This is a genomic window from Bacillus sp. FSL M7-0003, assembly GCF_038628485.1.
In the GTDB taxonomy this organism is placed as follows: Bacteria; Bacillota; Bacilli; order Bacillales; family Bacillaceae; genus Bacillus; species Bacillus safensis.
On sequence record NZ_CP152024.1, the window covers coordinates 651,605 to 666,686 of the forward strand.

General features: G+C 44.0%; 16 protein-coding genes and 2 riboswitches. Of the genes, 15 read left to right on the plus strand and 1 reads right to left on the minus strand.

Annotated features, from left to right (window positions below; translation table 11 throughout):
- Positions 1–11 precede the first annotated feature (11 nt).
- The gene (locus MHI23_RS03245) at positions 12–1,199 is read right to left on the minus strand and encodes an MFS transporter (protein WP_125587207.1); all 1,188 of its coding nucleotides are present in this window, start codon (positions 1,197–1,199) and stop codon (positions 12–14) included.
- 101 nt (positions 1,200–1,300) lie between these two features.
- Between MHI23_RS03245 and MHI23_RS03250 the strand changes: the two genes are divergently transcribed.
- From MHI23_RS03250 to purF, 15 genes are all read left to right on the plus strand, one after another.
- Positions 1,301–2,197: a LysR family transcriptional regulator gene (locus tag MHI23_RS03250; RefSeq protein ID WP_125587208.1), complete on the plus strand. Its 897-nt coding sequence runs from the start codon at positions 1,301–1,303 to the stop codon at positions 2,195–2,197.
- Positions 2,198–2,312: 115 nt separating this feature from the next.
- A riboswitch (purine riboswitch) is annotated at positions 2,313–2,414 on the plus strand.
- Positions 2,415–2,558: 144 nt separating this feature from the next.
- Positions 2,559–3,884, plus strand: a complete 1,326-nt coding sequence (locus tag MHI23_RS03255) for an NCS2 family permease (protein ID WP_024424502.1) — start codon at positions 2,559–2,561, stop codon at positions 3,882–3,884.
- 207 nt (positions 3,885–4,091) lie between these two features.
- Positions 4,092–4,253, plus strand: a complete 162-nt coding sequence (locus MHI23_RS03260) for a hypothetical protein (protein ID WP_162860200.1) — start codon at positions 4,092–4,094, stop codon at positions 4,251–4,253.
- 11 nt (positions 4,254–4,264) lie between these two features.
- The gene (locus tag MHI23_RS03265; RefSeq protein WP_024424503.1) at positions 4,265–4,444 is read left to right on the plus strand and encodes a YezD family protein; all 180 of its coding nucleotides are present in this window, start codon (positions 4,265–4,267) and stop codon (positions 4,442–4,444) included.
- 222 nt (positions 4,445–4,666) lie between these two features.
- Positions 4,667–5,458 carry a hypothetical protein gene (locus MHI23_RS03270; RefSeq protein WP_125587209.1) on the plus strand — a complete coding sequence of 264 codons (792 nt, stop codon included), beginning with the start codon at positions 4,667–4,669 and terminating at the stop codon, positions 5,456–5,458.
- A 204-nt stretch (positions 5,459–5,662) separates the two neighbouring features.
- On the plus strand, positions 5,663–6,217 hold the full coding sequence (locus tag MHI23_RS03275) for a DUF2179 domain-containing protein (RefSeq protein ID WP_024424505.1): 555 nt from the start codon (positions 5,663–5,665) through the stop codon (positions 6,215–6,217).
- On the plus strand, positions 6,214–6,414 hold the full coding sequence (locus MHI23_RS03280) for an NETI motif-containing protein (protein ID WP_012009137.1): 201 nt from the start codon (positions 6,214–6,216) through the stop codon (positions 6,412–6,414). The genes MHI23_RS03275 and MHI23_RS03280 overlap by 4 nt, the downstream gene beginning before the upstream one ends.
- Before the next feature lie 79 nt (positions 6,415–6,493).
- Positions 6,494–6,595: riboswitch (purine riboswitch) on the plus strand.
- A 169-nt stretch (positions 6,596–6,764) separates the two neighbouring features.
- Positions 6,765–7,253 carry a 5-(carboxyamino)imidazole ribonucleotide mutase gene (purE, locus tag MHI23_RS03285; RefSeq protein ID WP_024424506.1) on the plus strand — a complete coding sequence of 163 codons (489 nt, stop codon included), beginning with the start codon at positions 6,765–6,767 and terminating at the stop codon, positions 7,251–7,253.
- Entirely contained in the window at positions 7,246–8,388 is a 1,143-nt protein-coding gene (gene purK, locus MHI23_RS03290; RefSeq protein ID WP_111927667.1) for a 5-(carboxyamino)imidazole ribonucleotide synthase, read from the plus strand. Before purE ends, purK begins: the two co-directional genes overlap by 8 nt.
- Positions 8,385–9,680 (plus strand): adenylosuccinate lyase, encoded by a 1,296-nt coding sequence (purB, locus tag MHI23_RS03295; RefSeq protein WP_008355754.1) that lies wholly within the window; start codon positions 8,385–8,387, stop codon positions 9,678–9,680. The genes purK and purB overlap by 4 nt, the downstream gene beginning before the upstream one ends.
- Before the next feature lie 72 nt (positions 9,681–9,752).
- Entirely contained in the window at positions 9,753–10,475 is a 723-nt protein-coding gene (purC, locus tag MHI23_RS03300; protein WP_046314143.1) for a phosphoribosylaminoimidazolesuccinocarboxamide synthase, read from the plus strand.
- Positions 10,468–10,722: a phosphoribosylformylglycinamidine synthase subunit PurS gene (gene purS, locus MHI23_RS03305; protein WP_003214349.1), complete on the plus strand. Its 255-nt coding sequence runs from the start codon at positions 10,468–10,470 to the stop codon at positions 10,720–10,722. The genes purC and purS overlap by 8 nt, the downstream gene beginning before the upstream one ends.
- On the plus strand, positions 10,719–11,402 hold the full coding sequence (gene purQ, locus MHI23_RS03310; protein ID WP_024424510.1) for a phosphoribosylformylglycinamidine synthase subunit PurQ: 684 nt from the start codon (positions 10,719–10,721) through the stop codon (positions 11,400–11,402). Before purS ends, purQ begins: the two co-directional genes overlap by 4 nt.
- Entirely contained in the window at positions 11,386–13,617 is a 2,232-nt protein-coding gene (gene purL / locus MHI23_RS03315; RefSeq protein ID WP_044335226.1) for a phosphoribosylformylglycinamidine synthase subunit PurL, read from the plus strand. The genes purQ and purL overlap by 17 nt, the downstream gene beginning before the upstream one ends.
- Entirely contained in the window at positions 13,593–15,023 is a 1,431-nt protein-coding gene (gene purF, locus MHI23_RS03320) for an amidophosphoribosyltransferase (RefSeq protein WP_327831409.1), read from the plus strand. The genes purL and purF overlap by 25 nt, the downstream gene beginning before the upstream one ends.
- Positions 15,024–15,082: the final 59 nt, after the last annotated feature.

Sequence of the window (15,082 nt, forward strand, 5' to 3'; positions counted from 1 at the left end):
AGCGAACATGGTTATACATGTTCGCTTTTTGTCTGCTGTTCCGCCAGTCGATTACGGTTGAACGAATACCTAATCAACATCAACGCCACAAAACTAGCTAACCCGCCTATCCAACTTAAATTAGTCACATTTGTATACTGTATAATCACGCCGCCCATTGACGATCCAAGCATCATGCCGATGTTCATAATCGCTGTATTAAAGCTCAGCACGGTTTCTGATGCTTGGGGTTTAAGGGAGATCAGATAAAATTGCTTCGCTGGTGTTGTTGTCCATGTGGCGATGCCCCAAATGGCGAGTGTGATCAAGACGCTAATTGTAGAGAATTGCGTAAAGAATAAGGCAAAGAGAGCGAACATCTGGATCATGATGCTGATCGAGATGGTTCGGTTTGGTCCCCATTGATCAACGGCGAAGCCGCCAAAGCGTGAGCCGATAAAAGCAGAAATGCCTAAGACGAGCAAGGCCATGCTTGTCATTTCAAGTGAAAAGCCGGCGGTCTGTCGCAATAAAGGAGAGATATAAGCAAAGACCATCGTGTAGCCTAAGATCCAAAGGGCGGTCGTTGCTAAGCCGCTGATCACTCTGCGGTCTTGAAGAATGTGTAATTGCTGCTTTAAAGGTAGATGTGAATGTCCCTCTATGCGTGGCAGCAATTGATAAAGAAGCAAGAAGAGACAAGCAGTACCTAGTGCAATGATGAGAAAAATATAGTGCCAATCCACATGACCTGATAGAAATGTCCCAATAGGCACACCAAGTACGAGTGAAACGGTGAATCCAGTGATGACAGTTGCCATTGCACTTCCCTTTTTTTCTGGCGGGGCGATCTGCGCTGCATAATTCGTGGCGACGACAATATATAAACCGCCGCTCATGGCCATGATGACACGAGAGAGCAGGAGCAGCACAAAATGATGGCTGAAAAAGGCGAGCATATTGCCTAAAATAAACACAAAAATAGCTGATAACAAAACCTTTTTTCGGTTCAGTTTCGATGTTGCCATGACTAAAAAGAGAGCGCCTACTGCATAAAAAAGAGAATAGACGGTGATGAGCTGACCGGCAGCAGGAATGGAGATGTGTAAATCAACAGCAATGATATCTAGAATGCCAGACACGACGAATTCTGACGTGCCTGTGACAAATGAACCGACAGCTAAAAGAATAATCAATAGCTGATGAGATGTGTTTTTCATTTTTGAACCCTTCCTTCATGTTGATACGTTGTCTTTAGTTTAAATTCCGTGCTAACATAAGTAAAATTGATGTTTTTCATGAAGGAGATGAGTAAATACTCATGAGCTTTGTTCGCTTTGATATTATCGCAAAAGTTGTGGAGCTTGGCAGTTTTACAGCAGCAGCTGAAGCATTAAATATGACGCAGTCAGCTGTGAGTCATGCAGTGGCGAATTTAGAGTCAGAGTGGGGTGTGTCTTTATTCATTCGTGACCGAAAAAAGGGCATTATGCTAACGGACATTGGTCAAACGCTTCTCCCGCATATTAGAGAAGTGTTAAATAGAGTGGAGAAAATCCAGCAAGAAATTGCGTTAACGAAAAATATTGAAACAGGTATGATTCGTATCGGCACATTTGCCAGTGCCTCTGCTTGTTTATTGCCTAAACTGCTTGTGAGCTATCAGAAAAAACATCCGAAAATCGAATTTAAATTCTATGAGGGAACGTATGAAGAAATATTGGAGTGGCTGGATTCTGGCATCATTGATGTTGGATTCGTTGTAAAAGGTCATGCGGATGAAGCCTTTGATTTAATGCCGCTTATGAAAGATGAGATGGTCGTCGCCTATCACCCAAATCATCGATATGAACAGCAGCCCATTGTGGATATAACAGATTTGGCGGGTGAACCATTTATTATGCCGACTGGCATGTATCAATCACATGTAGAGGATATTTTTTCAGAGGCGCAAATGAAGCCGGCTGTTTTATTTGAAGTTCATGATTGTACGACCATTGCCCGTATGGTCGGGGAAGGACTTGGTGTCACGATAGGTCCGGAGTTGTTTTTAAAAACGCAGCAGCTTGTGCATATTCGCCAGCTGAATGTCTCTCATCATCGTGAGGTTGCGCTCGCCTGTCCGTCGCTCTCTCAAGCTTCGCCGGCAGTGAAAGAGTTTTTCCATGTAGCCGAAGCGGTTTTTGCAAAAGAGAAGGATTTGGGGAAGGGTGTATAAAGAACTAGCTGTGAATTTCCAAATTCGTGTAATAAGACGAATGAAGCGGACATTTCTTTGAAAAATGTTCGCTTTTCGTATTGTGTTTTAAAAATGAAGTTGGTACAATAGACACAGAAATCAAATAGATAGAAGTCGTATAATCGCGGGGATATGGCCCGCAAGTTTCTACCAAGCTACCGTAAATGGCTTGACTACGTCAATTCACACTCGTTTGATATAAATCATGCATTGTTCTTGTTTTATGTCACAGTCTGAATTCACATATGTAGTCAAGCGTCCCAAAATTGTTGGGGCGTTTTTTATTTGACTAGTGAATGGGGCAGGCTAAAGCAAAAGGACATGAAGGGAGTCAGTTGGCTTGAAACAGTTTTTTCAGTTTGATGAATTAGGTACGAATTACCGCAGAGAGATCATCGGTGGTTTAACCACATTTTTGTCGATGGCTTACATTCTGTTTGTTAATCCGATCACACTTGCATTAGTGTCTGTGCCGGATTTTCCAGATAAATTACGAATTGATCAGGGGGCAGTCTTTACAGCGACGGCGTTAGCTTCTGCTGCAGGGTGTATCCTGATGGGATTGATCGCCAGGTATCCGATTGCGATTGCACCCGGTATGGGTCTGAATGCGTTCTTCGCCTTTTCGGTTGTGCTTGGCATGGGCATTAAATGGGAAGCTGCACTTTCAGGTGTGTTCGTTTCAGGATTGATTTTCGTTGCTCTTTCTTTAACAGGTTTCCGTGAAAAAATCATCAATGCCATTCCGGCTGAGCTGAAGCTGGCAGTTGGTGCAGGTATTGGTTTGTTCATTACGTTTGTCGGCCTTCAAGGCTCTGGGATTATCGCCAATAATGATAATACGCTCGTTTCGCTTGGAAATATTCATAGTGGTCCTGTTCTGTTAACGGTATTTGGTATCGTTGTGACGGTCATTTTAATGGTACTTCGAGTGAATGCAGGTGTCTTCATTGGGATGCTTGTGACAGCTATTGCCGGGATGATTTTTGGTCTTGTGCCAGTACCATCTCAAATTGTGGGAAGTATTCCAAGCTTGTCTCCAACCTTTGGTCAAGCCTTGATTCACTTGCCAGAAATTTTCTCCATTCAAATGCTTGTCGTGATTTTAACGTTCCTATTCGTTGGGTTCTTTGATACAGCTGGTACACTTGTGGCTGTGGCAACACAGGCTGGTTTAATGAAAAATAATGAGCTGCCTCGTGCAGGAAGAGCGCTTCTGGCGGATTCTTCTTCTATTGTTGTAGGTTCTATTCTTGGTACATCTACAACGACATCTTATGTTGAATCTAGCTCAGGTGTTGCTGCTGGTGCGCGTTCTGGTTTTGCAGCTGTCGTCACAGGCATTTTCTTCTTGCTTGCGATGTTCTTCTCACCACTTTTATCCATCGTTACATCGAATGTGACAGCACCTGCTTTAATCATTGTCGGTGCGCTGATGGTTGCTCCGCTGGCGAAGATTGCATGGGATCGTTTTGAAATTGCGGTACCAGCTTTCTTAACGATGATTATGATGCCACTGACTTACAGTATTGCAACAGGGATTGCGGTTGGCTTTATTTTCTACCCGATTACGATGATCTTTAAAGGGAAAGCCAAAGAAGTGCATCCAATTATGTACGGATTGTTTGTCATCTTTATTCTATATTTTGCTTTCTTAAATCATTAATTGAACATCTGAAACAGCAGCTCATGGGAGCTGCTGTTTTTTTGTTAAAAAAATCAAAACATAGTTGACTTATAGGAATTATGTGTTTATGATAAAAAGACATAATTCGCTGATTGGATCACCAAAGGCGCTTTGATTTCCTTTTTAATAGAAGGTTTCAGGGTGCCTTTTTTTCTTGCAGACATTCAAAAGGGGAGGAGATGTCTTTTGTCACGCTGGCTTCGACAGGTGATTGAACGAAAAAAGCAGGTGCTGATTCAAAAGCTCCTTTTATGGGGGCATGAAGAAGGGCAGGAAGCACTCATGCATTACACGATTCATGAGCTGGAAAATGAGGTTCTCTATTTAAAAGAGCGAAAACAAAAATAGGGGGATGAGCGATGGATGAACAAAAGCTGAATTATATTTTATCTGCCTTAAAAGGGATCGACTATGGATCAGTGGTCATCACCATTCATAATGGACATATTACACAGGTTGATACGACCAAGAAGACTCGGTTCCCCGCTCATCAGGAGAATCTCCGGGTTCAGCAAGGAAAGCGGAGTCAATATCGTTGATCATGAATTTCAACATTGATAAAAAGCTGATGGAGGCCGTCAGCTTTTTTGTTTTGTCTTATTTTCTCTCCATTTTAAAACCTCTGCTGCCTTTTATCCGTCTATTCGTATGAACGTCAAGGAATCTTGACTGAATAGAGAGACTCCGCTACTTTAAGAGGAGTCATCCGAACAGTTCATGCACTTTTAGCACTGTAAGGATTGGATAGGAGTTGATATGAGATGTTAGAGAAAGATCAAGATCAGGGGACATCTGAAAAGAAAAACGAAGAGTCATCAATAGATCAAGAAACAAGGCAATCCCGCCTCAGCCGCAGCGCTGCAAAACGAGGAAGAACCTCAAAAACAGCGGATGATGAGCGCTCAGCTATCCAGCGTATACTGCAAGGTGTAGGAGGCGCGTTTAAGCGGTATGGTTCATATGGACTGGCGATGTTAAAATCACCGAGCCGGGCCATTAATCAAGCGGAAACATTGCGTATGAAGTACGCCTGGATCTCGATTGTGTTATTCAGCGTGTTTTTTGCTTTAGGCAACTATGTTCAATTAAAGGCGTCAAAGACCCGTTTATTAGGCTTTGGCATTCATTATTCTTTTGGCGACGCCTTTTTGAGAGTGGCAGTCTTTACACTCATTGTGTTGACATTGATGATGCTTACCGTCTGGCTGCTCGGAAAGTACATGCTAAAAGGCAACATATCACTGAAAGAAGTGATCATGAAGTTTGGTGCTGCGCTTGTGCCGGTGTTGGTTTTATCCATCCTTTGGCTTGTATTTGCCATGCTGAATATTCCATATGTGACCGTCATAATATCTGTGATGATGTTTGTCGGCCTCCAGTTGATTGCGATCGTGCTCTTTCGCTCGATTCAATCGGAGCATGATGCCGAACATGGAGATTTGATGTATGCGGGCTGGGCCTTTTTATTGGTTGAGCTTGTTATCATCGCGCTGCTCTGGGGCATAGTCGGGGAGTATTTGATTCCATCACTTGTTCCTGTTCGATTTGGATAAAACACACTGAAAACCTCCTTTTTTGAAAAAGGAGGTTTTCATGTTGAGAAGAGAAAAAAACGGGTAAACTCTTGGTAACAAACACCATCCTTGTTGTCGAAAGATATATGTGTTTTGATCGCGTAAATTTGATTGTATCAAGGTATGTTCTCTAGTAGAATATGGGGTGCTTTATTTGATTTTTTAGTGCAGGGGGTTCGAATCGTGCTTCAACAACTTTTATCCAATGCGTTCACCATGGTTTTAATCATTTTAGTGATTAATATTGTTTATGTTTCTTTTTCCACCATGCGTTTGATTTTAACGATGAAAGGCAGACGGTACGCAGCTGCTTTTGCGGGTACGATCGAAATGCTCATTTATGTCATTGGGTTAAGTATCGTTTTAGATAACTTAGATCAAATACAAAATGTCATTGCGTATGCGCTAGGTTATGGGATGGGGATCATTGTCGGGATGAAAATTGAAGAGAAGCTGGCACTTGGCTACACAACTGTTAACGTGATCACAAAAGAATTGGATGTCGATCTCCCAAGACAATTGAGAGAAAAAGGATATGGTGTCACCAGCTGGGTAGCAGGCGGTCTTGAAGGAGACCGGACAGCATTGCAAATTTTAACTCCGAGAAAATATGAACTGCAATTATATGAAACGATTAAGACGCTGGATTCAAAGGCGTTTATCATTTCATATGAGCCCAAATCGATTCACGGCGGCTTCTGGGTGAAGGCTGTGAAGAAAAGGAGAATTAAAGAATGACCGCAAAACCAAAGAAGAAAAAATTCTATGTGGAAGACAACATGACGATTGATCAAGTGTTGTCCCAGATGGCAGCGGAAGGCTACTCGCCTGTCCGTCGAATGGAGGAACCGATTTTTCAAGAAAAGAAGGAAAATGGGTCGATTCAGATCATTCCGATTGGGAAAAAAATCGTATTTGAAGGAAAAATAGTCTAAATCCGAACATTAAAACGACGACTTCATAGATTGTTCGATAAATCCGTTGACATCATGAACATCCGTTGTTAAGATAAACATGAAATCAAAACACGAGCCTCATATAATCTTGGGAATATGGCCCATAAGTTTCTACCCAGTTACCGTAAATGACTGGACTATGCAGGATAGTGAACAAAACTGACATGGCGTTTCAAAAGCGAACAGCGCTTACCATGGCCCGGTTTGTGTTGCTTCCTAACATTGCAATACAGACCGGGCCTTTTTGTTCGGCGTTTGACAAGCTGCTTAGGTTTGGGAAGCGTGTCAAACGATACAAAATCGAATATCAGCTTAAAGGTGGGGACAAAATGAAGCCGCTTGTAGGTGTCATCATGGGAAGTACATCTGATTGGGAAACAATGAAAAATGCGTGCGACATCTTAGAGGAATTAAACATTCCGTATGAAAAACAGGTAGTATCCGCACACCGGACACCTGACTTGATGTTTGAATATGCGACTGAAGCAAGAGGTAAAGGACTAAAGGTCATCATTGCCGGTGCTGGAGGCGCAGCACATTTACCGGGGATGGTCGCAGCAAAAACGACACTGCCGGTCATTGGTGTGCCTGTACAATCAAAGGCACTAAACGGGCTGGATTCCTTATTATCCATTGTTCAAATGCCAGGCGGTGTACCAGTTGCTACAGTAGCCATTGGCAAAGCCGGTGCAACAAATGCAGGCCTTCTTGCCGCACAAATGATTTCAGCATTTGATGAAAAGGTCGCAGCTCGCCTTGAAGAAAGAAGAGAACAGACAAAACAGACTGTACTAGAAAGCAGTGATCAGCTTGGCTAAGCAGACCATTTTTCCAAACGCAACCATCGGGATCATTGGCGGCGGACAGCTTGGCAGATACATGGCTGTCAGCGCAAAGCAAATGGGGTACCGGGCAGCAGTTCTAGACCCAGTTGCACAATCTCCTTGCGGACAGGTTGCCGATAAAGAAATCACAGCCGCATATAGTGACCTTGAAGCGATTCGAAAGCTGGCAGACATCAGCGATGTGGTGACTTATGAGTTTGAAAATATTGATTATGATGCACTCAATCAGCTGAAGGAAGAAGCCTATTTACCACAAGGAAGCGACCTTCTCCTTTTAACTCAAAATCGTGAGACCGAGAAAAAAGGAATTGTAGACGCAGGCTGTGAAGTAGCGCCTTACCGCATCATTCATGATGAAAAAGAGCTGGAAGACGCAGTGGACGTGCTTGGTTTGCCAGCCGTGCTGAAAACATGCAGAGGCGGCTACGACGGAAAAGGACAGTACGTCATTAAAGAAAAAGAACAGCTTCAGGAAGCAGCTGCACTGCTCACACATGGAACTTGTATTTTAGAAAGCTGGGTTCCATTTCAAATGGAGCTCTCGGTGATCGTCACTCGTTCTGTTCATGGAGAGATTGCAGTATTCCCAGTCGCTGAGAACATTCATAAGCATAATATTTTGTTCCAAAGCATTGTGCCTGCAAGGGTAGAGAACCGCATTCAGGAGAAGGCGAAAGAATTGGCAACAACACTAGCTGAAAAGCTGGGGCTGGTTGGTACTCTTGCTGTAGAACTGTTCCTGACAAATGACGGAAAGCTGCTCGTCAATGAACTGGCACCGCGCCCGCATAATTCTGGTCATTATACACTCGATTTATGTGAGACAAGTCAGTTTGAACAGCACGTCCGCGCTATATGTGGTTTGCCGCTTGGCGGTACAGCCCTTTTATCAGAGGGAATGATGGTGAATTTATTAGGCGATGAAGTGGACATTCCAAAAGAGCATCCTGAGCTTCTCAAAGAAGCGAAGCTTTATCTATATGGAAAGCATGAAGTAAAAGCCGGCCGCAAAATGGGGCATATGACGTTTATGAAACAGCTCGATGATGAGTGGATGACAAACATCACAAAGATATGGACTGAAAGAGATGGAGGAAACGGGAAATGATCGAACGTTACGCACGACCAGAAATGTCAGCAATCTGGACAGAGGAAAACAAATTTAATGCATGGCTTGAAGTAGAAATTCTCGCTTGTGAAGCTTGGGCAGAGCTTGGCGTCATTCCGAAAGAAGACGTTGTGACAATGCGCAAAAATGCAAGCTTTGATATTGGACGTATTTTAGAGATTGAACAAGACACGCGCCACGACGTGGTTGCCTTTACGCGTGCTGTCTCTGAATCTCTAGGAGAAGAAAGAAAGTGGGTTCATTACGGATTAACATCGACAGACGTAGTGGATACGGCGCTTTCATATCTATTAAAACAGGCGAACGATATCTTGCTCAAGGACATTGAGAGATTTGTTGACATACTAAAAGAAAAAGCAAAAGAGCACAAATATACCGTCATGATGGGCCGTACACACGGTGTACACGCTGAACCGACAACATTTGGCCTGAAGCTTGCTCTTTGGTACGAGGAAATGAAGCGTAACTTAGAACGTTTTAAACAAGCAAAAGCTGGCATTGAATATGGCAAAATCTCTGGAGCTGTTGGCACATATGCGAACATCGACCCGTTTGTTGAGCAATATGTATGTGAGAAACTTGGCATCAAAGCTGCACCAATTTCAACCCAAACCTTGCAGCGTGACCGCCATGCAGATTACATGGCTACTCTTGCTTTAGTCGCAACGAGCATTGAGAAATTTGCTGTTGAAATTCGTGGTCTTCAAAAGAGTGAAACACGTGAAGTAGAAGAGTTCTTTGCAAAAGGACAAAAAGGATCATCAGCGATGCCGCATAAGCGTAACCCAATCGGCTCTGAAAATATGACGGGAATTGCCCGCGTGATCCGTGGATATATGCTGACAGCTTACGAAAATGTACCGCTTTGGCATGAGCGTGATATTTCTCATTCATCTGCTGAGCGCATCATTTTACCAGATGCAACGATTGCACTGAACTACATGCTCAACCGTTTCTCAAACATCGTGAAAAACTTAACGGTTTTCCCTGAAAATATGAAACGCAACATGGACCGCACACTTGGCTTAATTTACTCACAGCGCGTTCTTCTTGCATTAATCGATACAGGCATGGCACGTGAAGAGGCATATGACACGGTTCAGCCAAAGGCAATGGAAGCGTGGGAGAAGCAAGTACCGTTCCGTTCATTAGTAGAAGCAGAAGAAAAAATCACGTCACGCTTAACACCGGAACAAATCGCTGACTGCTTCGATTACAACTATCATTTGAAAAATGTCGATATGATTTTCGAACGTCTAGGTCTTGCGTAAGAAATGGGCCGCCTGCTTGCCAGGCGCCCAATCCTGAAAATTGCCAACATTCAAATTAGGAGGCCAACCTGAATGACTGTGAAACAAGAACTTCTCTACGAAGGCAAAGCGAAAAGAATCTATCAGACCGATGACGAGCATATTTTATATGTCGAATATAAAGACTCAGCTACAGCATTTAACGGCGAAAAGAAAGCCGAAATCGAAGGCAAAGGCAGACTGAACAACGAAATTTCGAGCTTAATCTTTCAAATGCTGCATGAGAAAGGAATCAACAATCACTTTGTGAAACGCCTTACTGAAACAGAGCAGCTCATTCAAAAGGTACAGATTGTTCCGCTTGAAGTGGTTGTACGAAATGTAGTGGCAGGCAGCATGTCAAAACGCCTTGGCATTCCAGAGGGAACGAAACTGGACACACCTTTGATTGAGTTTTACTACAAAGATGATGCGCTCGGCGATCCGCTCATTACAGAAGATCATATTCGCATTTTACATGCAGCGACACCTGAGCAGGTCGAGGAAATGAAACAGATCACAAGACAAGTGAATGAAGAGTTAAAGCAAATCTTCTCAGACTGTCATGTGAATTTAATTGATTTCAAGCTTGAATTCGGAATAGATCACGAGAATCGTATTTTGCTAGCTGATGAGATTTCACCTGATACGTGCAGGCTTTGGGACAAAGATACAAACGAAAAGCTTGATAAAGATGTGTTCAGACGAAACCTAGGCGGCTTAACGAATGCATACGAAGAAATTTTCAAAAGACTTGGAGGCCATAAACATGTATAAAGTGAAAATTTTTGTCAGCTTAAAAGAGAGCGTTCTTGATCCTCAAGGAAGTGCCGTGCAGCATGCTTTGCACAGCATGTCTTATCAGGAAGTAAAGGATGTCCGTATCGGGAAATACATGGAGCTTGTCATTGAAAAATCAGATCGTGATTTAGACACAGTCGTCAAAGAAATGTGCGAAAAATTACTTGCCAACACGGTGATTGAAGATTACCGCTATGAGGTGGAGGAGGTTGTCGCACAGTGAAGTTTGCAGTGATCGTCTTGCCTGGCTCTAACTGTGATATCGATATGTACCATGCGATTCAAGATGAGTTAGGTGAACAAGTTGAATATGTATGGCACGACGAAACGAGTCTTGACGGATTTGACGGTGTACTCGTACCAGGCGGTTTCTCTTATGGGGATTACTTAAGATGTGGTGCGATCGCCCGCTTCTCAAACATCATGCCGGCGGTGAAAAAAGCAGCTGAGGAAGGAAAACCTGTTCTTGGTGTTTGTAACGGGTTCCAAATTCTTCAGGAGCTAGGTATTCTTCCGGGTGCGATGAGACGAAATAAAGACTTGAAATTTATCTGTCGTCCAGTTGAACTCATTGTAGAAAACAACGAAACGCAATTTACAAGCGGTTATCAAAAAGGCGAATCCATTACGATTCCTGTAGCGCACGGTGAAGGCAACTTCTACTGTGACGAAGACACTTTAGCGAAGCTCATTGAACGCGGCCAAATCGCTTTCACTTACGGAGACGATATTAACGGTAGTGTGAATCGTATTGCAGGTGTAACGAATGAAGAGGGCAATGTACTCGGCATGATGCCGCACCCTGAGCGCGCGGTTGATTCATTACTAGGCAGCGCAGACGGACTTAAATTGTTTCAATCTATCGTGAAAAATTGGAGGGACACTCATGTCACTACTGCTTGAACCAAGTCACAAGCAAATTAAAGAAGAGAAATTGTATCAGCAAATGGGATTGAGTGATGAAGAATTCGCTTTAATCGAATCCATTATTGGCAGGCTGCCAAACTACACAGAAACGGGCATTTTTTCTGTCATGTGGTCAGAGCATTGCAGTTATAAAAACTCAAAGCCTGTTTTAAGCAAATTCCCGACAAAAGGAGAGCACGTCCTTCAAGGTCCTGGGGAAGGCGCTGGAATCGTTGATATTGGAGACAACCAAGCGGTTGTATTTAAAATCGAATCACATAACCATCCATCTGCGATTGAACCGTATCAAGGAGCGGCGACAGGTGTCGGCGGAATTATCCGTGATGTATTCTCCATGGGTGCGCGTCCAATTGCTGTATTAAACTCTCTTCGTTTTGGTGAACTGACTTCACCGCGCGTGAAGTACTTGTTTGAAGAAGTAGTGGCAGGGATCGCAGGCTATGGAAACTGTATCGGAATTCCAACAGTCGGCGGAGAAGTTCATTTCGATCAAAGCTATGAAGGCAACCCGCTCGTAAATGCGATGTGTGTTGGATTAATCAACCATGAAGACATCAAAAAAGGGCAGGCCAAAGGTGTCGGCAACACGGTCATGTACGTTGGTGCCAAAACGGGCCGTGACGGAATTCATGGTGCAACATTTGCGTCTGAGGAATTTTCTGATGAATCAGAAGAAAAACGCTCAGCAGTTCAAGTCGGCGATCCATTCATGGAAAAACTGCTACTTGAAGCGTGCCTCGAAGTCATCAAAAACGATGCACTCGTTGGAATTCAGGATATGGGAGCGGCTGGCTTAACAAGCTCAAGTGCGGAAATGGCGAGTAAAGCAGGTTCTGGTATCGAGATGAATCTAGATCTCATCCCGCAGCGTGAGACAGGCATGTCAGCATATGAAATGATGCTCTCTGAATCTCAAGAGAGAATGCTTTTGGTTATTGAAAAAGGCCGTGAACAAGAAATCATTGATATTTTTGAAAAATACGATCTTGAAGCAGTATCAGTCGGTCATGTGACAGACGATAAAATGCTTCGCTTACTTCACCAAGGTGAAGTGGTATGTGAGCTTCCTGTTGATGCACTTGCAGAAGAAGCGCCGGTTTATCACAAACCGTCAAGTGAGCCTGCATACTATCGTGAGTTTTTAGAAACAAAAGTTGAAGCACCTGCTATCACAGATGCAGCCGACACGTTAAAGCAGCTCCTTCAGCAGCCGACAATTGCAAGTAAAGAATGGGTTTATGACCAATATGACTACATGGTTCGGACAAATACAGTCGTTGCACCAGGCTCTGATGCGGGCGTTTTAAGAATCCGCGGAACGAAAAAAGCCCTTGCGATGACAACCGATTGTAACGCACGTTATCTGTACCTTGATCCAGAGGTCGGCGGGAAAATCGCAGTCGCAGAAGCAGCACGTAACATTGTGTGCTCAGGCGCTCGTCCGCTTGCAGTAACAGATAACCTGAACTTCGGTAACCCAGAAAAACCAGAAATTTTCTGGCAAATTGAAAAATCTGCTGACGGTATTAGCGAAGCGTGTCGCAAGCTAAGCACACCAGTTATCGGTGGTAACGTCTCTTTATATAACGAATCAAATGGAACAGCCATTTACCCAACACCAGTCATTGGGATGGTTGGTTTGGTGGAAGATACAGCTCATATTACGACGCAGTCGTTCCAGCAGGCTGGCGATGTGATTTTCGTCATTGGTGAGACGAAGGAAGAATTCGCAGGCAGTGAGCTTCAAAAGATGACAGAAGGCCGTATTTACGGAAAAGCACCAGAAATTGATTTGGATGTAGAGCTCACTCGTCAGGAAGCCCTTCTTGCTGCGATTCAAAACGGACTTGTTCAATCAGCTCACGATGTGTCTGAAGGCGGTCTTGGTGTTGCACTTGCTGAAAGTACATTTGGAACAGACGGTCTTGGCGCTCATATCCAAATTGATTTAAACAGCGAAGCTTCATTATTCAGTGAAACACAGTCACGTTTTGTCGTCACAGTGAAACCAGAGCATCGCGAAGCGTTTGCTGCGGCTGTCAAAGATGCGAAAGAAGTTGGAACGGTCACAAATGATGGGGTATTCACTGTCAAAAATCAAGAAGGACAACAATGGATTCATGCAGCGGTCAACGAGCTTGAACGCGCATGGAAAGGAGCGATCCCATGCTTGCTGAAATCAGAGGCTTAAACGAAGAGTGTGGCGTCTTTGGGGTTTGGGGACACGAAGAAGCCCCGCAAATCACATATTACGGATTGCATAGCCTTCAGCACCGAGGACAAGAGGGTGCGGGAATCATTGCAACAGATGGTGAAAACCTGACGGCACATAAAGGCCTTGGACTGATTACGGAAGTCTTTCAAAACGGTGAGCTAAAGGATTTGAAAGGAAAAGGTGCGATCGGACACGTTCGGTATGCGACAGCAGGCGGAGGCGGCTTTGAAAATGTGCAGCCCCTCTTCTTCCGCTCGCAAAACAACGGCAGTCTTGCCCTTGCTCATAATGGGAACTTAGTGAATGCAACGCAATTAAAGCAGCAGCTAGAGAACCAGGGGAGTATATTCCAAACATCTTCTGACACTGAAGTGCTTGCTCATTTAATTAAGCGCAGCGGCTATGTTGAATTGAAAGAGCAGATCAAAAATGCTCTGTCCATGCTTAAAGGCGCATATGCTTTCTTAATTATGACGGAAACAGAAATGATTGTGGCTCTTGATCCGAACGGCTTACGTCCGCTTTCACTTGGTATGCTTGGGGATGCGTATGTTGTTGCTTCTGAAACATGTGCATTTGATGTTGTCGGTGCCACGTATTTACGAGATGTAGAGCCTGGAGAAATGCTGATCATTAATGATGAAGGCCTGAAATCTGAACGCTTCTCCATGAACATTAACCGCAGCATGTGCAGCATGGAATACATTTATTTCTCAAGACCTGACAGCAATATCAATGGCATCAACGTGCATAGTGCGAGAAAGAATCTTGGCAAAAAGCTTGCCGAGGAAGCGCATGTCGAAGCGGATGTCGTGACAGGTGTACCAGATTCGAGTATTTCTGCAGCGATTGGATATGCCGAAGCAACAGGTATTCCATATGAGCTCGGTTTAATTAAAAACCGTTATGTCGGACGGACCTTTATCCAGCCGTCTCAAGCATTGCGTGAGCAGGGCGTGCGCATGAAGCTGTCAGCTGTGCGCGGGGTCGTCGAAGGAAAACGTGTCGTGATGGTCGATGATTCCATCGTACGCGGAACTACGAGCCGCCGCATTGTGACGATGCTAAGAGAAGCGGGTGCGACGGAAGTCCATGTCCGCATTAGTTCACCGCCAATCGCACATCCTTGTTTTTATGGAATTGATACGTCCACACATGAAGAGCTGATTGCTTCTTCTCATTCAGTGGAAGAAATTAGACAGGAAATCGGTGCAGACTCCATTGCATTTTTATCTGTAGACGGTTTAATGGACGGGATTGGCAGAAAGTATGAGGATCCGCAGCGCGGTCAATGTTTAGCATGCTTTACTGGGAAATACCCGACTGAAATTTATGAAGATACTGTTCTTCCGCATGTGAAGGAAACAGCACTGACGAAATAATCGAATAAAGGAGCAGCAGTCAAGATGATTTGATATGCTGCTCTTTCATTCTGCTGAAA